Here is a 23,277-nt window from a genome sequence, read left to right as displayed (position 1 = left end):
CCGGAAGTCTTCCTCCCGTCTTTCCATCAACGATCAACCATCAACGCACCTACAGCACAATCGTCTGTTCGCGATCCGGGCCGATTGAGATGAAAGCCACCGGCTTGCCGATCAGTTCGGAAACCGTATCGACATACTGGCGAGCCCCGGTCGGCAGGTCCGACAGCTTGCGGGCGCCGGTAATGTCCTGCTTCCAGCCGGGGACCGTCCGATAAACGGGCTTCGCGGCCTCCAGATCGTCCACGTGGCTGGGAAAATCGGTCGTCCGTTCGCCCCGGATCTCGTAGGCCTCGCAGATCTTCAGCTCGTCGAGCTGCGCGAGCACATCCAGCAGCATGACCGAAATCTGGTCGACGCCGCTGATCCGTGCCCCGTAGCCGCACGCGACCGCATCGAACCAGCCGCAGCGTCGCGGCCGGCCGGTCACCGTGCCGTATTCGTGGCCGACGTCGCGAATGTGCTGGCCGATGGGGTCGTCCAGTTCGGTCGGGAAGGGACCGCCGCCGACGCGCGTCGTATACGCCTTCACGACGCCGATCATCCGGCCGATCGCCCGCTCGGGGACGCCGCTGCCGGAGTGAATCCCGGCGGCAGAGCTGTTCGAAGATGTCACGTACGGGAACGTGCCGTGATCGATATCCAGCAGGCTCCCCTGAGCTCCTTCGAACAGAATGTTCTTGTTCGCCGCCAGCGCTTTGTGCAGCCAGGCGGTCGTGTCGACGACGTGCGGACGGAGCCTGTCCGCCGCGGCGATCGCATTGGCGTAGATCTCGTCGGAATTCAGCGGCGTCGCCGACGGATCAAACGCCTGAATCACGGTGTTCTTCTGGGAGACGATTTCCGCCAGCCGGGACTTGAGCGTCTCCCGCCGGTACAGGTCGCCAACGCGGATCGCGTGCGTCCGCCCCGCCTTGTCCCTGTAGCAGGTCCCGATCCCGCGCATCGTCGTGCCGATCGCCTCGCCCTTCCGGCTCTTCTCCAGCACAGCCTCTTCGGCCATGTGATAGGGCAGAATGACGTGCGCCCGGTCGCTGACCAGCAGGTTGTCCCCGGAAACCGGCAGGCCCCGATCGGTCAGCCCCTGCATCTCCTTGAGCAGCGCTTCCGGATTGACCACCACGCCGTTGCCGATCACGGCGGTCACGCCCGGCCGGAGAATGCCGGTCGGCAGCAGCGACAGTTTGTAGGTCTGCCCCTCGAACTTGACGGTGTGGCCGGCGTTGTTCCCTCCCTGATAGCGGACGGCAATCTGGTGCTCGTCCGTAAGAAGGTCGACAATCTTGCCCTTGGCTTCATCACCCCACTGGAGCCCGACGACGGCAGTCACTGACACGGAAAACGCTTTCTGCAAGAAGCCAACCAGGGATGCACTCGCACGAGCGCGCAACCGAACGACTATAACCGATCGGCCGGCGGGACGGGAGCGTCACGTTCGCGCAAAATGGTCTGGATCCCGACAGACTCGGCCCCGGCGATTTCTCCCGATTGTCGCAAGTGCCGCAGCGACCACGCGGCTCATACCGCGCCTGACAGAACGTCTGGCTCGGTTGCGGCCCGCTGGCTGAGTCTGCGGAATCGTTCCGAGCTGCCGACCGTATCGGCTGCGAAAACTCTTCGCCCCGCGGCGCACTTCGTGATCGCCGATCATGGCCCTCCCCTCAGGGCTGAAATCGCCCAGCTTGAATCAATCTCGATCCGACCGCAGGCCGCACAACTTCGGCGCGTCGCGTAGAGGCCGCAGTGTGCCGGCCACGTTTTCGGGGAACAGCCACAGATTGTCGCGGCGAGTCAGTTGGCAGCGGGTAGACTTTCCTCACACACCCGGGACTTGTCCCCTGCAGTCCCGCAGTTTCCTGACTCGAAATGGAGCAAACGACATGAAGCATGTGACTCTTGCCCTGACAGCAACCGTCGTGCTGGCCAGCACGACCCTGTGCGAAGCCGGCCTCCGGGCGCGAGCGAGCCGCCAGGCCACCTCTCAGCAACAGCCCGTTGCACCGCAGTACAGCCCGCAGCAGGCCGCCGTGCAGCCGCAGGAAGTCCAGTCCCAGGGCTTCTTCCAACGGCTCATGGAAATGGAGCGCCGCAAGAACGAACGCCTCCGCCAGATGTTCTTCGGACGCTAAGACGATCGGAACCGACAGACCAGCCAACACTTTTATGGGCCGGCGGAACCTGTTTCCGCCGGCCCTTTGGCATTCCCCTTTTCCCACCCCCATTCGTCCGCTAGACTTCAGTAACGCATCAAAATTCGCTTACGAGACCGGGCGTCGTTCCTATGCTGACTCTCCGCGACCGCGGCCCCCGACTGTGCGACGGCCTCACTCGCCGGGACGTGCTCCAGGCTGGCGGTCTCGGCGCACTCGGGCTGTCGCTGCCGCAACTGCTGGCCCGGGAAGCCCTCGCCAAAACCACCGAGTCGGCTCCCCGCTCCGCAAAGTCCTGCATCGTCCTCTTCCTGATGGGGGGCTCCCCACAGCATTCGACCTTCGACCCCAAGCCCGAAGCCCCGCCGGAAATCCGCGGCATCTTCTCCCCGATTGCAGCCGCCGTCCCCGGCACATATTACAGCGAGCTGCTGCCGGGGCTGGCCCAACGCGCCGACCACCTGGCCGTTCTGCGGGCCGTTTCGACGACCGACAACGCCCATTCGTCCAGCGGCTACTACATGCTCACGGGGCATCCGCACGTTCCCATGAATGCGGAAAACGCCAACCCCGGCGCTCCGAACGACTGGCCGTTTCTCGGCACGCTCGTTCAGCAGGCCGCTCCGCCGCGCGGCGATCTCCCCGGCTGCGTCCGCCTGCCGTGCCACATCTTCAATACGGACAACTCGGTCTGGCCCGGACAGGACGGCGGTTTCCTGGGGCCTTCGGCCGATCCCTGGCTCTTCCGCTGCCGACCGGCTGACCCGGATTTCCGGATTCCCGAATTCAGCCTCCCGGTCGAAATCACCTCCGACCGCCTGCTCCGCCGGGGCTCGCTCCTGGAAAGTGTCAACCAGCGGTTCGAGCAGGTCGAACGGGCCGGCCTCGCCGCACGCTACAGCGAATTGTCCGGCCGGGCCTTCAATCTGCTGGCGACGCAACGTTCCCGCAGCGCATTCCGCCTCGATCTGGAGACGCCCCAGGTCCGCGAGCAATACGGAATGAGCGAGTTCGGCCAGAGCACGTTGCTGGCTCGCCGGCTTATCGAGGCCGGCGTCCGCCTGGTCCAGGTCAACTGGTATCGCGGCCCCGACGAGCCCTCCGACGCCCCCTGCTGGGATTCCCACGCCGGCGAAGCCAACCGACTGAAGAATGTCCTCTGTCCCCCGATGGACCAGGCGTTCTCGGCGTTGCTCGACGACCTGTCGCAGCGCGGCATTCTCGATGAAACGCTGGTCGTCTGTCTGACCGAATTCGGCCGGACGCCCCGTATGAACGCCCGCGGCGGCCGCGATCACTGGGGCTCGGTCTTCTCCGTCGCTCTTGCCGGCGGGGGCATCCGTGGCGGCGTCGTTCACGGCGAATCCGACGAAATCGGCGCCTTTCCCAAGTCCGGGCTCGTACGACCCGAAGACATCACCGCCACAATCTTTCAGTGTCTGGGACTGCCTCCCGGAACCGAGTACCACGATCCCTTCGGACGTCCGCTGCCCCTCAGCCGCGGCCGAGTTCTCAGCGAGATCCTCGCCTGACCGGGCTGGTGCCTCGCTCTGCGTGTCCGATATCGTGTCGCGAGACGCGAGGAATCGGACATTGCCGCTTGCAACCATGCCCGCGAGAAACCGCGAGGATGGGGATCACGTCATTCTGGAGAATCAACATGGATCAGCGCCTCTATCGTCCGGCGGTCATGGGCATTCTGCTGCTGTTCGGACTTGCTGCGGCGACGCGGGCGGAAGACCTGAAGACTCGCAACATCGTCCTGATCACGACCGATGGCTTGCGCTGGCAGGAAGTCTTCACCGGCGCGGAGAAAGAGCTGATCAGCAAAGAACACGGCGGCGTGGCCGATGCGAAGGCGCTGGAGGAAGCCTACTGGCGCGAAACCCCGGAGGAACGACGGGCTGCGCTCATGCCGTTTCTGTGGAGTAAATTCGGCGGCGAGGGGCAGATTTACGGCAACCGGCTGCGGGGAAGTTCTTCCCAGATCACGAACACAATGAAGTTTTCGTATCCGGGTTACAACGAGATTCTGACCGGGTTTGCCGACCCCCGGATCGACAGCAACGCCAAGAAACCGAACGAGAACTTCACCGTCCTGGAGTGGCTGCATCGCAAACCCGCCTATGACGGCAAAGTCGCCGCCTTCAGTGCCTGGGACGTCACGCCATTCATCATCAACCGCGAGCGATGTGGGTTTCCCGTAATGGGCGGCTGGGAATCGGTCCCGGAACTCGATCCAAACCCTCGTCAAATGCTGTTGAACGAACTGATCACCGATACGACCCGTCCGAACGCGGCCGAGGTCATCGATTCCATGCTCTATCAGGCGGCCCGCGAGCATCTGCTGCGACACAAACCCCGCGTCCTTTTCGTGGGGTTCCTGGAGACGGACGCCTGGGGACACGCTGGACGCTACGACAATCTGCTCCACTCGGCCAATGCCGTCGACCGCTACATTCAGCGGCTCTGGGAACAGATGCAGTCGATGGACGAATACCGGGATCGGACAACGTTCATCCTGACCACCGATCACGGACGCGGAACCGGCCCGGTCAACTGGCGCAACCACGGTAAAACAATCGAGGGCGCCGAGGAGATGTGGATGGCGTTTCTCGGCCCCGACACGCCGCCGCTGGGAGAACGCAAAGAGTGCGAGCCGGTCACTCAAAGCCAGGTCGCAGCGACTCTCGCCGCCTTGCTCGGCGAAGATTACTCCGCGCATGAGCCGCGCGCCGGAACAGCGATTCGGGATGTCCTTCCGCAATCCCGATAGCACGCACTCCCCAGGGCTGAGTCCTGCTGTAGACTCGGCCGGCGTACTGACGACGCACGCATAATTCTGCCAGATTCCAGGCTGTTGACGAGGCCGGCCGATGCGCGACACCGGACAGTCGGAGAACTCCACGCCAATCTCGCTGCGCACACTCCGTTTCACGGGTCAAGCGCTGCTCCGCTTGCTCCTCGTCGGGGCGATCAGCGCCGCGGCCTGCAGCGACGAACCGCCGGCCGACGCCTCGGCTCCCGTCAAGACCGAGCCGAAATTGACACTGATCCTCGAAGGCCCGGTCGACGCCGAGTTCGCTCCGATCGCCGGCCGCTTGACCACGCTGTACTACGAGTGCTACCCGAAGCTGCTCACACGGTTCGAGCACCCGACCCGGAAGGCTCCGCGCAAGATCCGGCTGACCTTCGATCCGAAACTCGACATCCCCGCCCATTGCAGCGGCGATCGCGTCACGGTCAGCATCAAATGGCTCAAAGCCCACCCGGACGACATCGGCCTGCTGACGCACGAATTGACCCACGCCGTCCAGGCCTATCCGGATTCCAATCCCGGCTGGCTCACCGAAGGGATCGCCGACTACGCTCGCAAGCAGTATGGACCGGAGAAGCAACCCGGCTGGAATTTCCCCGATCGACTGTCATCCCGGCAGAGCTACACCAACAGCTACGGCGTCACCGCCCGCTTCCTCGTCTGGATCGAGGAAAAGCATCCGGGAACCGTCGACACGCTCCACCGCCACATGCAGGACCGGGAGTTCCGGCTGGAGGACTTCCAGACGGCAACCGGCAAGACGGTGGATGAACTGTGGGAGGCTTGCGTCGAAGAGCTGAGCCAGTAGGGTAGGCTCCCGCCCACCATCTTCTGACGATCCGGTTCTTGCGATCCCACACGGCTGCCCTACAGAATCCCCGAACTCTTCACGTCGATCCCCTTGAGCATCATCTTCAGCTCTTCCGCGTTGGGCGAGATTTCAAACGCGTCGGCCCGGCTGATGTATTCCAGCTTGAGGAAGTGGTGCAGGCTGTCGTTAAACTGCTGCATGCCGTCCGCCTTGCCGATCCGCATCGCCGCCGGCAGCTTCTCGTCTTCGTGCTCCAGAATCAGCTTTTTGACGATGCCGGTAAAGAGCATGATTTCGCAGATCGGCACGCGTTTCGGCTTGTCGACGATCGTCTTCAGCAGCTTCTGGGCCACGATGGCCTTCATGTTGAAGCCCATCGACGACCGCAGGGCGTTGTGCATGCTCTGCGGGAAGAGGTCGAGAATACGTCCGATCGTCGATGGCGCGCTCGAAGCGTGAATCGTTCCATACACGAGGTGCCCCGTTTCGGCGGCGTGCATGGCCGTTTCGAACGTCTCCCGGTCGCGCATTTCGCCCACGAGCATGATGTCGGGGTCCTGACGCACGGCGTGCTTCATCGCCGTGTGGAAGTCGCTCACGTCGGGCCCGATCTCGCGCTGGTTGATCAGAGACTTGTCGGGCGTGTAGACGAATTCGACCGGATCTTCAATCGTCAGAATGTGCTTGCCGTAGTTGTGGTTGATCCAGTCGAGCATCGACGCGATCGTCGTCGACTTGCCCGATCCGGTTACGCCCGCCAGCAGCACCATCCCCTGATCGTAAATGCACAAATCCTGCATGATCGGGGGAAGGTAAAGTCCCTCGAAGTTGGGAATCGACCGTTCGACCTTTCGGCTCACCATGCCCATCTTGCCGGTCTGGATGAACATGTTCACGCGGAAACGCCACGTTTCGCCCTTGTGCTCCACGACGTGCGCATAGTCCGCCCCCCCCGTCGTGAAGAAAATCTCCTTGTTGCGTTCGTCCAGCATCGGCAGGCAGAGCTCTTTCATCTGCTCTTCGGTGATCGGAGGCATGTTCAGAGCTTTGAGGTCGCCCCGCGCACGCAGAATCGCCGGCTTTCCCACCTGCAGGTGCAAGTCGGAGCCGTTGTTCTCAATCAATGCCCGGAAAAGCTTGTTGACCGGCAGGTCGTTGTTGGCGGTCGAACCGAGACGGATCGTGCTGAACTTCGACGCGACAGGAGCTGGAGAACCACTCATCGACGAATGCCCCGGGAATTGGACGGAAAAGAAGTCGAGCGCCGTCGGCGGAATCCGACGACTCTCTCCAAAGATTGAACCACATCCGCTCGGCAATCAGCAAGGTCGGGTGAACGCCGCCTCAAGGCCCTTTCCAAATTCACCCTGCATAAGCTGCAGGGTGAACTCGGACAGTGCCCCGTCTTCTCACGCCCGCGGCCTTTACGGCCCCCCGGTGACGCATCAAAATGGATTGTTGCGATTTTCGTCGGGAAACCGGCGGTCGATCGCACGTCGTCACGTCCGCGCCTCGGGGATTCGCCGTCATGCTGCGCCTGGTCGGAATGCTTGCAGTCGTCTTGTTGAGTTCTTCCGGTAGAGCGTTCGCCGCTGACCCACTGGACTACAACCGCGACATCAAGCCGATCCTGTCGAACAACTGCTTCCAGTGCCACGGCCCGGACGCCGCCGAGCGCAAAGGAGGAACGGACGGATTGCGGCTGGATACGGCCGAAGGGGCGACCGCCGACCAGGGGGGCTCTTTCGCCATCGTGCCGCGGCATCCGGAACAGAGCGCACTGGTGGCCCGGGTGCTGTCGCGCGATCCGGACGAGGTGATGCCGCCGGCGGCAACCGGGAAGAAGCTGACCGAGCGGGAAAAGGAATTGCTGGAGCGCTGGGTCCGTGAAGGGGGAGCCTACGCGACTCACTGGTCGTACGCCGCGCCGGTCCGGCCGGCGATTCCTGCAGTGAAGAACGCCAAGTGGCCGCGGAATGACATCGACCGCTTTCTGCTGGCCCGGCTGGAACGCGAGGGGCTGCAGCCGATGCCGGAGGCGGACAAAGCGACGCTGATCCGCCGGGTGTCGCTGGATCTGACGGGGCTGCCGCCCACGATTGCCGAGGTCGACGCCTTCCTGCAGGACGAGAGTCAAAACGCCTACGAAAAACTGGTCGACCGGCTGCTGGAGAAGCCTGCGTATGGCGAGCACTGGGCGCATCAGTGGCTGGATCTGGCCCGGTATGCGGACTCGGCGGGGTATGCCGATGACCCGCCGCGGACGATCTGGCTGTATCGCGACTACGTCATCAAGGCGTTCAACGAGAACAAGCCGTTCGACCAGTTCACGGTCGAGCAGATCGCGGGCGACCTGCTGCCGAGCCCGACGAACGACCAGCTCATCGCCACGGCGTTCCATCGCAACACGCTGACCAACAGCGAGGGTGGGACGAACGATGAGGAGTTCCGCAACGTCGCGATCGTCGATCGCGTCAACACGACGATGGCGGTCTGGATGGGAACGACGATCGCCTGCGCCCAGTGCCACAGTCACAAGTACGACCCGCTGTCGCAGGAGGAGTTCTTCAAGCTGTTCGCGTTCTTCAACCATTCGGAGGACGCGGACCGGCGCGACGAGAGCCCGCTGCTGTCGATCTTTACGCCCGAGCAGCAGCAGCAGCGGCAGGCGTGGGAGGCTGAGATCGCCGGGCTGCAGCAGACGCTGCAGACGTTGACGCCGGAGCTGGCAATCGAGCAGCAGAAGTGGATGGAGCGACTGTCGGCGGAATTCACCTGGATCGGGCTGATTCCTTCCCAGGCGAAGCGGGAATCCGGGAAGCCGATCGAGATCAACAGCGATGCTGTGGTGTCTGCGTCCGAGAAGGCGGACACGGACGTCTATCGACTGGAGCTGCCGGCGCTCGAAGGGACGCTGCGGGCGCTGAAGCTGGAAACGGCGAGCAATTCGGGGCTGGCCGGCGGAAACTTTGTGTTGACGGGCGTGAAAGTGAACCTGGTTCCGCCGGGCGGAACCGCCGCAATCGGGCGTTACGTGCGTGTCGAGCTGCCGGGCAAACAGCGGATTCTGCACCTGGCGGAAGTTCAGGCGTTCCGCGGTGACGAAAACCTGGCCCTGAAGGGGCAGGCGTCGCAGAGTTCGACCGACTTTGGTGGCGACGCCGGGCGGGGCATCGACGGGAACACGGACGGAGATTACGCGAAGAACTCGGTCACGCACTGCGCGATTACGGATGATCCATGGTGGGAAGTCGATCTGAAGGCTGATCAGCCGCTGGAGCGGATTGTGATCTGGAACCGGACCGATGGCGACACGGAGAGTCGGATCAAAGGATTCAAAGTCTCCGTGCTGAATGCGGCGCGGGAGACGATCTGGCAGCAGATGGTCGACGAGATCCCGAATCCGCAACAGGCGTTGTCGGTCAGCGGCGTGCGCGAAGTGGCCTTTACGTCGGCCATCGCGGACTACATGCAGCCGGGCTTCAATGCCCAGGAAGTGCTGAAGAACGACAAGCCGGCTGAGAAGGGCTGGGCCGTCGGCGGGGCAATCGACGCTCCGCATGTTCTGACCCTGCTGACATCGACTCCGGTGTCCGTCCCGGCGGGAGCGACCCTGCAGGTGACGCTGGAGCAGCAGTCGAAGCATGCGGGGCATCTGCTGGGTTCGTTCCGGCTGTCGGTGACCGATGACGAACGGGCCGGCGAACGGGCGGCCACGCCGGCGGCCGTCCTGCACGCGATCACGGCGAGGTCGGAGGCCGACCGGACGGCCGAGGAGCGGGCGGCGATCACGAAACAATTCCTGGCGGTGACGCCGGCGCTGGCGACGCAACGGTCGCGGGTGGCGGAGTTGCAGAAGTCGCTCAACGACATGCCGCCGGTCACGGTGCCGATCATGCGGGATCTGCCGGCGGACAAGCACCGCGTCACGAAGCTGCAGCACCGCGGCAACTTCATGGATCTGGGGCAGGAAGTATCTGAGGGGACGCCGGCGGTCTTTCCGTCGCCACCTGCGGGCGAACCGCTCAACCGGCTGGCGCTGGCGAAGTGGCTGGTGACCGAGCAGAACCCGCTCACGGCCCGGGTGATCGCCAACCGGTACTGGGAGTCGATCTTCGGGACAGGGATCGTGGCGACGAGCGAGGAGTTCGGCTCACAGGGAGATCAGCCGTCCCATCCCGAATTGCTCGACTGGCTGGCCACCGAACTGCATGCGATGCACTGGGATTTGAAGGCGTTCGTAAAACAGATCGTGACCTCTGCGGCGTATCGGCAGTCGTCCCGGGTGACGCCCGAACTCGTGCAACTCGATCCCGACAACCGGCTGCTGGCGCGCGGCCCGCGGTTCCGCATGTCGGCCGAGATGATTCGCGACCAGGCGCTCGCCGTCAGCGGGCTGCTGAGCCACAAATTGTATGGCCCGCCCGTGAAGCCGCCTCAGCCATCGCTGGGACTGTCTGCGGCGTTCGGGAGCGGGATCGACTGGCAGACGAGCGGCGGGGAAGACAAGTACCGGCGGGGGCTCTATACGACATGGCGGCGGTCGAGTCCGTATCCTTCGATGGCGACGTTCGACGCTCCAAACCGCGAGACGTGCACGCTCCGTCGGGTCCGGACGAATACGCCGCTGCAGGCGCTGGTGACTCTCAACGACCCGGTTTATATCGAAGCCTCTCAGGCACTGGCCCGGCTGGCGCTCGCTGAGGGGGGGGCGACGACGGAAGAGCGAATGCGATTCGCCTTCCGGCGTTGCACGTCGCGGGAGCCGCATCCCGCAGAGCTGGCACGGCTGGTTCGATTGCACGACGAGACCGCGGCCGGGTTCCGGGACCATCCGGACCTGGCGATGAAGATGGCGACCGAGCCGCTCGGCCCGTCCCCGGCGGGAGTGGATGTGGTCGACCTGGCGGCGTGGTCGGTAGTGGGGAACGTGCTGCTGAATCTGGATGAGATGCTGATGAAGCGGTGAGAGAAGAAATGTCGAATGTCGAATGTCGAAGGCGGAATGTCGAAAGAGAGGAAAGCTTCGGACCACAGTTTCGTACGATGGACGTCCTCGTCCGTCGACCTCTTCTCAGCGTCTCACAAGACCGACGGACGAGGACGTCCATCGTACGGGCCTCGAAGACTCGGCCTGCCGGACAACTGTCGGCTCCCGCGACAGACAACTGACCACGGACAACTGACAAACCACCAATAACCAATAACAGAGTTTCTCCCATGCATCCCTGCCTCGAACACTTGCAGCTCGGGACTCGTCGGCACTTCCTGCAGCGCTCTTCGATGGGGCTGGGGGCGCTGGCTCTGGCGACCCTGGGGGGCGAGACGGCCGTCCGCGGCGAGACTGGCGGGGTCATCAACCCGCTGGCGCCGAAGGATCCGCCGTTGCCGGCGAAGGCCAAGCGGGTGATTTATCTGCACCTGACCGGTTCGCCGCCCCACCTGGATCTATACGACTACAAGCCGGAGCTGGTGAAGCACAACGGCGAGGAGTGTCCGGAGCAGTTTCTGAAGGGGAAGCGGTTCGCGTTCACTTCGGGGACGCCGAAGCTGCTGGGGACGCCGCGGACGTTTACGCAATGCGGTCAAGGGGGCGTCTGGCTGTCGGACGCGATTCCGCACCTGCAGACGGTCGCTGACGAGATGTGCGTGATCCGTTCGATGACGACGGACCAGTTCAACCATGCGCCGGCGGAGCTGCTGCTGTATACGGGTTCGCCCCGTTCGGGCCGGCCTTCGCTGGGAGCCTGGGCGACGTATGGCCTGGGTTCGGAGAACGAAAATCTTCCGGGATTCGTGGTGCTGATTTCCAGCGGCGTGCAGCCGAACGGCGGCAAGAACTCGTTCGGGAGCGGGTTTCTGCCGTCGGTCTACCAGGGGGTGCAGTGCCGGTCGAAGGGGGATCCGGTGCTGTATGCGTCGGACCCGGCGGGGATGGATCGGGACCTCCGGCGGAAGAGTCTGGATGCGCTGCGGGATCTGAACCAATTGCAGGCGGAAGAGCTGGGGCATCCCGAGACGCTGACCCGGATTGCGCAGTACGAGCTGGCGTACCGGATGCAGATGTCGGTTCCCGAGGTGATGGACATCACGAAGGAGTCGACCGAGACGCTGGAGGCCTACGGAGCGCAGCCGGGCGGAGCAAGTTTTGCGAACAACTGCCTGCTGGCCCGCCGGCTGGTGGAACAGGGGGTGCGGTACGTGCAGCTCTTCGACTGGGGCTGGGACTTCCACGGAACCGGCCCCAACGAGGACATCCGGGACGGCCTGACCCGCAAGTGCGCGACGATGGACAAGCCGGTCGCGGCCCTGATCAAGGATCTGAAGCAGCGGGGGCTGCTGGACGAGACGCTGATTATCTGCGGCGGCGAATTCGGGCGGACGCCGTTCCGGGAAGGCCGGACCGCGGGGGGGAACATTCTGGGTCGGGACCATTACCCTGACGTGTACTCGATGTGGATGGCGGGGGGCGGGATCAAGGGAGGCTATACGCACGGAGCTTCGGACGATCTCGGGTTCTCGGTGGCGGAGAACAAGGTCCACATTCACGACCTGCAGGCGACGATTCTGAACCAGTTGGGCTTCGATCACACGAAGCTGGTCTACCGGTTCCAGGGCCGGGATTACCGGCTGACCGATGTGCATGGGAAGGTGGTGCGGGAGGTTGTGAGCTAAGGACTTTCCTCGTTCCCAGGCGGAGCCTGGGAACGCCCTCTTCCGAGGCTCCGCCTCGTCTGCTGCGAGTGAACGAGCGATGAAGAGAACGCAGAGCGTCCAAAGAGGCATTCCCAGGCGGAGTCTGGGAACGAGATGTGCAATGAACCTCTCTTGCACTTCGGCGGTCAAAACCCTGCCAGGCGGCCGAAGTTTGGAGTCCGAGGAAATCCGCCATGCGAGTCAAATTGTTCTGGAAGAACCGTCCTGAGCATTCTTTGAATCCCAAGGGCGGGGTGGACAAACTTCAGTCGTTTGGAAACGCGCAGGAGCTGGAGGACGAGATCAACGTCTGGTTGTCGCAGAACCCCAAGATCAAGATCGTTGACGTCCGACAATCCGCGAGCGGCGACATGGGGCTGTCCCTGTGGCTGATTTCAGTCTGGTATGAAGAAGTCGCCTGACAAGACGCTCGATGGTCAGGTAAACGGGGACGTCTTCTCATTCCCAGGCCCCGCCTGGGAATGAGAAGAAAAGTTACGGACGGACGAGGACGTCCGTCCTGCGGAAGTCGCCCTGCGTACGGTGGACGTCCTCGTCCGCGGATGGAATCGTTTCCCGCGGGTGGGATTTGTATTGGAACGGCGTGAATGATTCGGGCTAATCTTCATCCGGCAGCGGGATTGCGCCGGGGGCAGGTTTCCCTTTGCCGGCTTTGATGTAGGCGGCACGCTGCCTGGCGTACTCGGCGGGAGTCAGGCCAGCGGCGTCGGGAGCGATCCCGGCCTGGGACTCGGCAAAATAGCGCTTCAGATAGGCGACGCACCAGCCGCAGCCGGTTCCCGCGCCGCCGCATTCGCTGAGCTGGCTGGCCACGCGCGGCTTATGCACGCGGATAAAATTGACGATCTTCCGCTTCGAAATGTGGAAGCAGTAACAGATCGTATCGTCGAGTTCCACGTCGTCTCTTCCTGGAGGGAGCAGCACGAACTCCGAAACTCGAAATCCGAACACGCGCCCGGAGATCGAGTCCCGTCGGCCGGCTCTCTTGCAGTGCCGCTGAACCGCGAGAGCATACTGTGGGGTGGCCGGGGTCGAGTCTTCGAGCCCCCGGTATTTCGCGATTTTGCTGGGGGCGGCCTAAAGCTGCCGACCCCGGCCACCCCGATATAAGATCTCATCTGCTTGAATTGCTGCACGAGTCTAGGGTTTACCGACCGAATCGGTTGGATTCGCAATCTTGAGCCGTAGACCCTCGGCTTCGACTTCATAGCGCACGCCGGCTTCCTGCAGCACTTGGGCGAGAAGATCGCCGACGGTCACTTCGGTCAGCGAGATCGCGAGGAGTTTGTCGAGCAGCGGGGCGATGTCCGGGTCGTCGACGCCGCGGATGGGAGCGCCGACCAGCTCTTCGAGCAGGAAGACGAGTTCGCGGGCAGCGACCGGCTGCGCCTGCTCGAACTGCAGCAAGGGCTGAGCGAGAGCCGCCTGGAGGTCGAAGACTTTGACGGGCTGAATCATCTGCCGGGAAGGCGTCAGCGCGTCGGCGGGGGGGGACTCGGGGTTGCCGGCGTAAGCGATCGCCCATTGGAGATCGTGCGTCAGCCGTTTCCGATCGCCGGGTTCGCCAGGGACCGCGAGATCGAGCGGCAGGCCGTCGCCGATCGCCGCCATCCGCCGGAGCAGTCCGGGTTCCATGTTGCGGGAGACGGTTTTGACGCTGCCGTCGGCGAGCAGAATCAGCATCGACTCGGCCTGGCCGGTCCCGAGTCCGTCGGGGCCGTTGACGTAGGGTTCCTGGGTCAGGCTGCGGAGCGTCGCATTTCCGGCGGCGGCCCACGAACCGAGCTGCCGGGTGGCGCCGGCCACCATCCAGGTATTCGCGGCGCCATCGACGAGATCATCCTGCGTCACGCGCCGGTCGTAGCCGAACATGCCGGCCCGCGGATCGACCAGCGGCAGTTCGGCGGCATCGGGGCCGATGCCGGTCATGCCGACGAAGTGCGTTACGGGCCGGCGATCGCCATCGACCACTTCGCTCACATCGGGATTGAGAAAGTCGGGGATCTGCCGACGGACAAACGGATCGTTGGCGGGATCCGACCATTCGGTTGATGGGTGCGGGGCGGCGATCCGGGGGGATTGCTGAAGCTCAAGCTGCGCCAGCCAACTGAATCCTGCTTGCGGCGGTCGATTGTCGGTCTTGCGCGTCGCCAGAGGATAACTGCCGGTCTGATCGACGTAGCTCGTGACACGGGACAGTAAATGTCGCAGCCGCCCGGCGGCCGCGGGTTCCGCGAACTCGGAAACCACAGGTTGATCGGGCTCGGGCGCGATTTTGGGAGCCTGCGGCCCGGCGAGCGGGGGGGCGACGGCGACGACCGTCGGGCGGCTCTGCAGGACGACGACCGTCACGGCGACCCCGGCGACGAGAAGCGCCGAGAGCCAGGCGACAACGATCGGGCGATCACCGATCCAACCCAGTCCCCGTCTCAAGGATTGCCGCGAGCTGGCGAGGGGGGCGAGGACGACGGCGGGAGTCATCGCCGCTGTCGGCGTTTTCACGTGCAGGTCGGCTGCAAGGCGGACATCCCAGCCCTGTGAGGAAAGGCCAAGGACCGCCAGTCGGGTTTTGCATTCCGGGCAGTCGATTTCGCGCCCGACCCACGACCGATCCCGCACGCGGAGCACCGCATGGCAGGCGGGACAGGGAAATGTCGGGATGGTCATGGCGAGCGAGCCTGGCGTGATGCCGCGGGAGTTACGGTTCCAGCGGGAATTCCTTGAGTCCCTTGTCGGCGGCGAACGTCCGTGTCGTCAGAGTCACCTGCTTCTGTTCTTCATCGACGACAATGCAGATCAGCGGCGCGTCGTTCTGCTTTGCAATCTCCAGAATCGCGGCCATCGGGGTCGCCTGATCCATTTTGAACGTGGCAGGCATGTTCTGCGTATACCCGGCAGCCTTCAACGCGTCGCCGTCGATGCGGAACTCCACCTTGATCTCGTCGGCGATGAAGGCGATCGCATCCTGCAGCGGCGACCGGCGGTAGTCGAAGTCCATTTTGAGCTTCAGCCGGTCGGCGACTTTGTCGGGGAGCTTCTTTTCGACAAACGCCGGGGGAGCCGACATCGTCCGGCTGAAGTCGGTGCGGGTCGATTCGTCCCAGGCCAGCAGCGTCCCCAGCGCGAGGTTAGGACCCGCCTTGGCGGGCAGCGATGTAATCAGCTCAACGTGTCGCGGTCCGATGTCCGTCTGGGTCGCCAGCGCCACGACCTTGGTCATGGCCGGGACGCGACCGATGACCGTCCGCGGGCCGGCCTCGCGCGGCTGCATGTAGCGGATCAGCGTGACAAGTTCGTGCGGCAACTCGTCGAGCCGACCTTTGAGAATCGTTTCCAGCTTGCGGGGCTGGATGACGGTGCGATTGCGTGCGAGCAACTGACTGTAAAAGACGTTTTCCGCCTGGTGGACGCTCCACGCGACCGTTTCGACGTCGTCCCCGAACCAGTCGAGGACGCGCTCAAACAGCGGATTCAGGTTGCCCGGGGCCAGAAACCGGGAGTCGAGCCGGGCCTGCATGACGTCGCCGACCACCGTGATCAGCCGGGTGTGGTCGGTCATCGGCAGCAGTTCGTCGATGCCCGCGGCGGCGGGATGCATGCGTCCCGCCGCGTCGACCATTTCGCCGGCGACTTTCGCCGGGCACATCGCAAACGTCTTCTCATCCTGGATGAACCAGGCGCGGTCGCCCGTCACATAAACCGGCGGGCCGAAGTCCTCAACCCGCTCGCCGCCGAACTGCTCGATCAGATCGCTGCGTCTGGCCGGTTCCTTCAGGTGGACCACCATGCAGAAATCGGGAGGGGTTTCCCGCTCGTTGGGAATGAGGCAGAACAGAACCTCTTCAATCAGTTCCGGATCCCGGCCCGTCAGCGCCTTCAGTTGCTGCTGGAGATAGTCGGCGAGCGGGCCGAGGGAGAGGCGAAATTCCTGCTGCCATCCTTTGTCCACCCACAGCTCGGCCGGTCGCAGGTGAATGACGACCCGGGCTCCGAAGGGAATCAGCTTGAGATCGATCGGTTCCCCCTGGGTGGGGCTCGCCGTAACGGCGACAGCCGCGGGCGCAGCGGGGGCTGCCGGAAGAGCCGCCGGTTCCGCGGGCGGGGGGGCCGGGGCATTCGTGACCGCGGCCTTCGGATTCAAATAGACGTACGCCCCCGCGCCACCCGCCGCGAGGAGGACGACGGCGGTCAAAATCCATCCGGCCGGGCTGCCGTGCTTCTTCTTACGGACCAGGCTGCTGCCGGCCGCCGAGGCGGGGATTGCGAGGGCCGGTATCAGCGGCGGCTGATCGAGGGTCGGAAATGCGGGGGCCGGCGATGAAATCGAGGCCGTCGGCTGATCGGGGACCCATTGTGCCGCGGTTCCGACGGCAGGCGCGGATTCGACGGGAGCGAGCTCCAGTTCCACTTCTTCGGGTTCTTCGAGAACGAAGGCGTGTCCGCACTTGGGGCATTTCCCCTTGCGGCCGAGGAGGCTGCGGTCGCGGAGCTTGAGTTCGCTGCCGCACTGGGGGCAGGGGATCTGAAGGCTGGACATGGTTCCATCGCCTGAGCGGAAATCTGGGTGTCGGGAGAGCGCATCTCACGACTGCCATTGATGGTACGGCGAATTCGGGCGGATTGCCAAGAGTGCTCAGCGGGAAAGCAGGCGGTTCGAGCATTCCGAAACTGGAACCGGCAATAGTAACTACTTCACATGCCTCCAGTCGGAAATTTTGGAGCGGACTTGCGTCTCGATTTTAAAGGCCCTCAAAGCACGTGCAGTCACTGCGGAGATGTGCAGAGGAATTTCGGTTGGACTTGGCGATCCCATTTGATAGTGTGTGTGGAAGCAAGATTGAATTTCGCTCGTTCTTCGACCATTTCCCCTCGTCATGTTTTCCTGTCTCGGAAGAGAGTTCTTCGGGGACGTTCTTGTCCAATCCTCTGGGAGATTGCCTCATGTCAGCGAATTCACGAATCCGACGCGGGTTCACCCTCATCGAACTGTTGGTGGTCATTGCCATCATTGCCATCCTGATTGCGCTGCTGCTGCCGGCCGTCCAGCAGGCGCGAGAAGCCGCCCGACGGACCCAGTGCCGAAACAACCTGAAGCAACTCGGACTGGCGCTGCACAACTACCACGATACATTTCTGGTGTTCCCGCCCCGGCAGGGGGGAAGCGGCGCTCCGAACAGTTCGACCGGGTGGCACCGTCAGCGGATGAGCGCCGCGGTCAGCTTGCTGCCGTACTACGATCAGGCGCCGCTGTACAATTCCATCATGGGCCTGATCCCCAATCAGTCCCCTTGGAGCGACATTTCCCAGTGGAACACAGTCGTCCCGGGGCTCAACTGTCCGACGGATTCCGTCGGAGCTCCTCCGGCCGGGACGCGGCGAGGACTCAATAATTACGTCTTCTGCGGAGGTGACTCGGGCGTCAGCGGGGGCGATCCGGGAAATTCATCGACGCCAGTTACCGTACCGTCCCGCGGGCTGTTCGGAATGGGACTGTGCTATGGAATCCGCGATTGCACGGACGGCACGAGCAATACCGTCGCGATGTCGGAGCGAGTCCGGCCGATTGGCGGCAATTCGTTCGGAATTGTTTCCTCGGCATCAGGCGTAGCGACGCCGATCGCCTGTGCCGCGCTCTTCAACAAAGCGACGCTGACCTATCCTGGCGGCGGTTACACGTCCGATACGTCGCCTGGTTTTCGCTGGGGCGACGGGGCGGCGTATTTCTACGCGTTTTCGACCAATATTCCGCCCAACTCGGCGTCGTGCTTTGCGACGGCGACCGTCAATCACTGGGGAACGCTGATCCATTCGGCGACGAGCCGGCATACCGGCGGCGTTCATTGCCTCATGACCGACGGCGCCGTCAAGTTCGTCAGCGAGAACATCAACACCGGCAATCAGGCGTCCGCCCTGCCTGCCGCGAACGGTGGAGGCGTCAGTCCATACGGCGTGTGGGGAGCCTTGGGAACTCGTGCAGGTGGCGAGACGGTGTCGGACTTCTAACCGGCAGACGAGGGGCGCATACCTCAGAGATTTTCAGCGCCGCGATGAGCGCGAGCCTGACCCGTCGTAATGTGGTCGGGCTCGCGCAGTTTCCTTCCCGTGATTGACCTGTTTGGAAAGGTTGGTTCTGTGTTTCGTTTCGCGATCATACCAGTTCTCGGGCTGACGATGCTTTCGTTCACAGGTTGCGGCGGCAGCTTTGACAAATTCAAACGATCTCGTCCAAAGACGGTTGCCGCCAGCGGCACCGTGATCTACCGCAACCAGCCCCTCGCCGATGCCATTATAGTCTGCTTTCCAACCGCAACGGGTGACAAGGCAGTGGCTGCGTCCGCCTACAGCGGTGCGGATGGAAGCTTCAGCCTGCAGGCTTACCCGCCCGACAAAGGGGCGGTGCCTGGAAATTATCAGGTAACGATTCAGAAGTCCGAGGAAGCGCCGGCGGCTCCGACGGGTCCTGATGCCCACGATGCTCCGCCGCCCCCAAAGCCAAAATCGCTGATTCCCGCCAAGTACGGGCAGATCGAGACGTCCGGCCTGACGCTCACGATCCCCGAGGGGGGGATTTCCGACATCAAGTTCGAGTTGAAAGACTAGGGATCGCGGTTTGCCAGTCGCTCGAGAAGTCGTAATGAGGTCCGAATGCCCGATTACACGAGGTTCGATCGTCGCGTCGACTCCATCGTTGCTGAACTGCGGACCGAGTGGAGTCCCGAGGTGCCGGATCTGTCCGCCGATCGACGCCGAGAGATCGCACGGTGGCTCCACGCGCATGCGGACCAGGCGGCGCAGGTGGCTTACGACCGGACCCCGACCGGGTTCTGCCGGACGATTACCGTGACGGCGGAGGATGTGGAGCGGGTGGCGGAGGGCGAAGTGCCGAGTGAAAGACGGCCGGGCGCGCCCGGCCCTACTTGAAGAACCTGGCGAAGTCCTGTTTGACCGCGTTGATGCCTGCGAGGACGAGGCGGGTGTCGTTGGTGGGAGAGAGGAGTCGGCAGCCTTTGCTGACGAGCATTTCGGCGTGCTGAGGCGAGAAGGAGACGGCTCCCCAGGGTTTGTTGTGCTTCGCGCAGGCGGCGGCGACGCGGTCGATGGCGGCCAGACATTTCTCGTGGAAGAATTCGCCGGTGACGCCCAGCGCCTGGCTGAGATCTGCGGGACCGACGAAGAGCAGATCGACGCCGTCGATGGCGGCGATGGCGTCGACTTCTTCCAGAGACTGCAGCGTTTCGATCTGAATCGCCACCATGTGCTCGTCGTTCGCTTTGCGACAGAACTCGGCGGCGGGAATAGTCGTGAAGCGGGCGTCCCAGCCCCCGGTATTGAGGCCGCGGTTGCCGCGGGGGGCGAACTTGGCCCAGCGGACGAATTCCTCCGCCTGGGCGGCGGTGAAGATCTGGGCGGCCATCACGCCGCCCGCCCCGGCTTCGTAGCAGCGGGTGACGGTTGCGTAGTCGGTGGGGGGGATGCGGCAGAAGGTGTCGAGACCGTGCGCGCGGGCGGCGAGCGTGGTGATTTCGAGCTGCTCGTTCGTGATGCCCACGTGCTCCATGTCGATCCAGAGCCCGTCGAAGCCGCCGGCGACGCCGATGAGCTGGATGAAATTGTGCTGGAGGACGCGACCGACGGCGCAGACGACGACGCTTTCACCGGCGGCAAGACGTTGCTTGAGGGTGGGCATGGAGTGGGCTCGGAAGGGGGGGGAGTGGTCCGTGGCGAGTGAGAAGACACGGACCCTACGCCGGGCGCTTCGGATCCTTCGCCAGCGGCAGCTTGACCGTTTTGCCGGTCCAGGCGGCCTGATAGATGGCGAGAATGATTTCGACCGATTTCCGGCCTTCGGCGCCGGTGACGCGGGGCGACTTGCCGGTCTGAATGGCTTTGACGAAGTCCTTGAGTTGCTCCATGTGGCCGACGTAGGAGATGGCCTTGGGGTCGCTGGCGCCGCCGGTGCCGCCGACCTTCTTGGCAAACTTCTCCAGGATCACCGCGTCTTTGGCCCGGGGTTTTTCGAACTGCCACGACAGGATGTCGTCCTGTTCGACGATGACCGAGCCGGCGGTGCCGTGGATCTCGGTCTTCTTGAGGTGTCCGGGCCAGGCGCTGGTGGTGGCTTCCATGACGCCAAGGGCGCCGTTCTTGAACTTGAGGCAGGCGACGCCGACGTCTTCGACTTCGATCCGTTCGTGGGCGAGGGTGGCGGTCTGGGCGGAGACCTCGGCGACGTCCCCCATGAACCAGTAGAGCAGGTCGACGTTGTGGATCGCCTGGTTCATGTAGGCGCCGCCGCCGTCGAGAGCCCAGGTGCCGCGCCAGCCCCCCTGATCGTAATACTCCTGAGTCCGCCACCACTTGACGTAGGTGTCGCCCAGCGTGAGCCGGCCGAAGCGGCCGTCGTCGATGGCGTCTTTAAGGGCGATGTTGGCAGGGCTGAAGCGGGAGGGGAAGATCGGGCAGAGCAGGACGCCGTTTTTTGCACAGGCGTCGAGGATGGCGTCGCACCGCTTGAGAGTGATCTCCATCGGCTTTTCGACGACGACGTGCTTGCCGGCCTTCGCCGCTTTGACGGCGGGCTCCATGTGGGAACCGCTGGGGGTGCAGATGGTGACGATCTGCACGTTGGGGTCGGCGAGCATCGCGTCGAGGTCGTAGTAGGCCTTCACGCCCGGGTTGGCGGCGGCGAAGCGGTCGGCGGATTCGGGGCGGTTGTCGAAGCAGGCGACGATTTTCGTGCCGCGGATGTGCTTGACGGCCTCGGCATGGAAGTTGGCGATCATGCCGCAGCCGATGATGGCGAAACCCGTCTGAGCCATTGCGGGGACTTTCCTGGCAGGGGGAGCGGAGGGACTGTTGGGAGCAGATTAGCGGGGGAACGAGCGAGGCGAAAGCGCCAAGTGCTGAGTGCCCAGCGCCGAGTGAGAGAAACGGGAATTCGACGGCAACCGCGGGCGGCTATTTGATTCGTCTCAGTCCAGCGAACCAGCATCCTGCCGAACAGTGATTTTATGTGGGCTGTGGTTTGCTGTGTGACGAGAGATGACGAGGCATCCTGAGGCCTCCTAACTTCTTGTTGTGAATTAATGTTCCGATGCTGCTTCTCGCTTTGAATGGATTGTTGCCGCGCCCGGATCGTTTCCGCTTGATTGAAGGGCGAGGGAGTTTCATAATGTCGGCATATGACGCAAAAGCCGACGATACGAAACTCGGTGGGCAGCTATGCAAACCGGCTCATCGAGCTGGCTCGGCGGCGGGGAGTCCTCCGCGCCGCCGACCTGGCAGAGTGTTCCATTCCTCGCGTCTACCTCACCCGCCTCGTCGCCGACGGCGTGCTGGAGCGGCCGTCCCGAGGCCTGTATGTCCTTGCGGGGGACGGCGTGACAGAGAACCGCAGTCTGGCCGAAGCCGGCCGCAGGGTTCCGCACGGCGTCGTCTGCCTCCTCTCCGCGCTCCAGTTTCACGGCCTCACCACCCAATTCCCGTTTGAAGTCTGGCTAGCCATCGACCGGAAGGCGCGACGGCCGAAGGTCGAGTCTCCGCCCCTGCGCATCGTCCGCTTCTCCGGTTCCGATCTGACGAACGGCGTCGCCGCTCACAACGTCGAAGGGGTCACGGTGAAGGTGACCGATCCGGCGCGGACGGTCGTGGACTGCTTTGTCTATCGCAAGAAGATCGGAATCGACGTGGCGCTGGAAGCGCTTCGCGATTGCCTGCGGAAGAAAAAAGCGTCCGCCGACGACCTGTATCGCGCCGCCAGGGCCCGTCGGATGGCGAACGTCATGCGGCCCTATCTGGAGGCGATGTTCGCGTGAACAAAGGGAATCCCAAAGACATCGCGGCGTCGGTTCGGGCGCGGCTGACCGAGTTCGCACGGAAACACGCGGAGGAACTCCAGGCCATTCTGACCCGGTACGCGATCGAACGGTTCCTCTACCGGTTGAGCGTTTCCACTCACGCGGAAAGCTTCGTCCTGAAGGGTGCGATGCTCTTTCAACTCTGGACGACCGAACCGCACCGGGCCACGAAAGACGTGGATCTGCTGGGAACCGGGGAAAGCTCGCTCGAGCGGCTCGCCGAGGTGATGAGCGCCGTCTGTGCGATGGACGTCCCGGACGACGGCCTCACGTTCGATCCGTCCGCCGTGTCGGCCAGCCGGATCAAGGAAGACCAGGAATACGAAGGGGTGCGAGTGACCTGCCCGGTTCGTCTCGGGAATGCCCGGCTCCGGCTTCAGATTGATGTGGGGTTTGGCGACGCCATCACGCCTTCTCCTATTCGCGTGAACTTTCCGACGATCCTCGACTTTCCTGCGCCAGTCCTCCAAGCGTACCCCAGGGAAACGGTTATCGCCGAGAAATTCCAGGCGATGACAGTCCTTGGGATGCAGAACAGCCGGATGAAGGACTTTTTCGACCTGTGGATTCTCTCTCGGGACTTCGCGTTCGATGGCGAAACGCTGGTTCGAGCAATCACCGCCACTTTCCGCCGCAGGGGATCGATTCCGTCGACTTCAACGCCGCTGGCACTCACCGCTGAATTTGGCGCTGATCCCACGAAAATCACGCAGTGGGAAGCCTTTGTCCGCAAAGGAAAGCTCTCCACCGACTCGACGAAGTTGGATGCGGTGATCGCCTCTCTCAACAGCTTTCTCATGCCCCTTTCGCGAGCGGCAGCGACAGGAGAAAAGTACTTTGCAACCTGGACGCCAGGAGGACCGTGGGAAACTCGCTGCGAGTGAGAGTAGTTCCGAACTCTTCTCTACGATCGACGCTCAACCCTCA

19 protein-coding genes are annotated in these 23,277 nt (G+C 63.4%); 12 read left to right on the top strand and 7 right to left on the bottom strand.

From position 1 onward, the window contains the following. Window positions 1-49: 49 nt before the first annotated feature. Window positions 50-1,333 carry an adenylosuccinate synthase gene (locus SH412_RS22415; protein ID WP_336520258.1) on the bottom strand — a complete coding sequence of 428 codons (1,284 nt, stop codon included), beginning with the start codon at window positions 1,331-1,333 and terminating at the stop codon, window positions 50-52. Between the two features lie 544 nt (window positions 1,334-1,877). Between SH412_RS22415 and SH412_RS22410 the strand changes: the two genes are divergently transcribed. The 4 genes from SH412_RS22410 (at window position 1,878) to SH412_RS22395 (ending at window position 5,773) form a co-directional block, all read left to right on the top strand. Continuing rightward, the gene (locus tag SH412_RS22410; RefSeq protein WP_336520257.1) at window positions 1,878-2,126 is read left to right on the top strand and encodes a hypothetical protein; all 249 of its coding nucleotides are present in this window, start codon (window positions 1,878-1,880) and stop codon (window positions 2,124-2,126) included. A 152-nt stretch (window positions 2,127-2,278) separates the two neighbouring features. Next, window positions 2,279-3,679: a DUF1501 domain-containing protein gene (locus tag SH412_RS22405; RefSeq protein ID WP_336520256.1), complete on the top strand. Its 1,401-nt coding sequence runs from the start codon at window positions 2,279-2,281 to the stop codon at window positions 3,677-3,679. 128 nt (window positions 3,680-3,807) lie between these two features. Beyond that, on the top strand, window positions 3,808-4,923 hold the full coding sequence (locus SH412_RS22400; RefSeq protein ID WP_336520255.1) for an alkaline phosphatase family protein: 1,116 nt from the start codon (window positions 3,808-3,810) through the stop codon (window positions 4,921-4,923). 100 nt (window positions 4,924-5,023) lie between these two features. Continuing rightward, a complete protein-coding gene (locus tag SH412_RS22395; protein ID WP_336520254.1) occupies window positions 5,024-5,773 on the top strand; it encodes a basic secretory protein-like protein in 750 nt (249 codons plus the stop codon). Window positions 5,774-5,832: 59 nt separating this feature from the next. Here the strand turns inward: SH412_RS22395 and SH412_RS22390 are convergent, their stop codons facing one another. After that, a complete protein-coding gene (locus SH412_RS22390) occupies window positions 5,833-6,999 on the bottom strand; it encodes a type IV pilus twitching motility protein PilT (RefSeq protein WP_336520253.1) in 1,167 nt (388 codons plus the stop codon). Between the two features lie 305 nt (window positions 7,000-7,304). Between SH412_RS22390 and SH412_RS22385 the strand changes: the two genes are divergently transcribed. The 3 genes from SH412_RS22385 (at window position 7,305) to SH412_RS22375 (ending at window position 12,894) form a co-directional block, all read left to right on the top strand. Then, window positions 7,305-10,745, top strand: a complete 3,441-nt coding sequence (locus tag SH412_RS22385; RefSeq protein ID WP_336520252.1) for a DUF1553 domain-containing protein — start codon at window positions 7,305-7,307, stop codon at window positions 10,743-10,745. Between the two features lie 251 nt (window positions 10,746-10,996). Continuing rightward, complete coding sequence (locus SH412_RS22380; protein ID WP_336520251.1) at window positions 10,997-12,451, top strand: DUF1501 domain-containing protein; 1,455 nt, start codon at window positions 10,997-10,999, stop codon at window positions 12,449-12,451. A gap of 215 nt (window positions 12,452-12,666) precedes the next feature. After that, entirely contained in the window at window positions 12,667-12,894 is a 228-nt protein-coding gene (locus SH412_RS22375; RefSeq protein WP_336520250.1) for a hypothetical protein, read from the top strand. 196 nt (window positions 12,895-13,090) lie between these two features. Here SH412_RS22375 and SH412_RS22370 read toward each other — a convergent pair whose 3' ends face one another. The 3 genes from SH412_RS22370 to SH412_RS22360 form a co-directional block, all read right to left on the bottom strand. Next, a complete protein-coding gene (locus SH412_RS22370; protein WP_336520249.1) occupies window positions 13,091-13,390 on the bottom strand; it encodes a (2Fe-2S)-binding protein in 300 nt (99 codons plus the stop codon). A 243-nt stretch (window positions 13,391-13,633) separates the two neighbouring features. Then, complete coding sequence (locus tag SH412_RS22365; RefSeq protein WP_336520248.1) at window positions 13,634-15,160, bottom strand: hypothetical protein; 1,527 nt, start codon at window positions 15,158-15,160, stop codon at window positions 13,634-13,636. Window positions 15,161-15,191: 31 nt separating this feature from the next. Then, window positions 15,192-17,030, bottom strand: a complete 1,839-nt coding sequence (locus SH412_RS22360; RefSeq protein ID WP_336520247.1) for a hypothetical protein — start codon at window positions 17,028-17,030, stop codon at window positions 15,192-15,194. Window positions 17,031-17,434: 404 nt separating this feature from the next. Between SH412_RS22360 and SH412_RS22355 the strand changes: the two genes are divergently transcribed. The 3 genes from SH412_RS22355 to SH412_RS22345 all read left to right on the top strand — a co-directional run bounded on the left by SH412_RS22355 (window position 17,435) and on the right by SH412_RS22345 (window position 19,414). Next, entirely contained in the window at window positions 17,435-18,496 is a 1,062-nt protein-coding gene (locus tag SH412_RS22355; RefSeq protein WP_336520246.1) for a DUF1559 domain-containing protein, read from the top strand. Between the two features lie 168 nt (window positions 18,497-18,664). Next, complete coding sequence (locus SH412_RS22350; protein WP_336520245.1) at window positions 18,665-19,093, top strand: carboxypeptidase-like regulatory domain-containing protein; 429 nt, start codon at window positions 18,665-18,667, stop codon at window positions 19,091-19,093. Window positions 19,094-19,138: 45 nt separating this feature from the next. Beyond that, the gene (locus tag SH412_RS22345) at window positions 19,139-19,414 is read left to right on the top strand and encodes a hypothetical protein (RefSeq protein ID WP_336520244.1); all 276 of its coding nucleotides are present in this window, start codon (window positions 19,139-19,141) and stop codon (window positions 19,412-19,414) included. Here the strand turns inward: SH412_RS22345 and SH412_RS22340 are convergent. Continuing rightward, the gene (locus SH412_RS22340) at window positions 19,407-20,180 is read right to left on the bottom strand and encodes an HpcH/HpaI aldolase family protein (protein WP_336520243.1); all 774 of its coding nucleotides are present in this window, start codon (window positions 20,178-20,180) and stop codon (window positions 19,407-19,409) included. The genes SH412_RS22345 and SH412_RS22340 overlap by 8 nt on opposite strands. A gap of 55 nt (window positions 20,181-20,235) precedes the next feature. Beyond that, window positions 20,236-21,312: a Gfo/Idh/MocA family protein gene (locus SH412_RS22335; protein ID WP_336520242.1), complete on the bottom strand. Its 1,077-nt coding sequence runs from the start codon at window positions 21,310-21,312 to the stop codon at window positions 20,236-20,238. A 393-nt stretch (window positions 21,313-21,705) separates the two neighbouring features. Between SH412_RS22335 and SH412_RS22330 the strand changes: the two genes are divergently transcribed. Both SH412_RS22330 and SH412_RS22325 read left to right on the top strand, forming a co-directional pair. Next, on the top strand, window positions 21,706-22,308 hold the full coding sequence (locus tag SH412_RS22330) for a type IV toxin-antitoxin system AbiEi family antitoxin domain-containing protein (protein ID WP_336520241.1): 603 nt from the start codon (window positions 21,706-21,708) through the stop codon (window positions 22,306-22,308). Further along, window positions 22,305-23,234, top strand: a complete 930-nt coding sequence (locus SH412_RS22325) for a nucleotidyl transferase AbiEii/AbiGii toxin family protein (protein ID WP_336520240.1) — start codon at window positions 22,305-22,307, stop codon at window positions 23,232-23,234. Before SH412_RS22330 ends, SH412_RS22325 begins: the two co-directional genes overlap by 4 nt. Window positions 23,235-23,277: the final 43 nt, after the last annotated feature.

This window comes from Planctellipticum variicoloris (genome assembly GCF_030622045.1).
GTDB classification, from domain to species: domain Bacteria; phylum Planctomycetota; class Planctomycetia; order Planctomycetales; family Planctomycetaceae; genus Planctellipticum; species Planctellipticum variicoloris.
The sequence above is the reverse complement of the archived record's forward strand: the minus strand, read 5'-3'. Positions and strand labels throughout refer to the sequence as shown.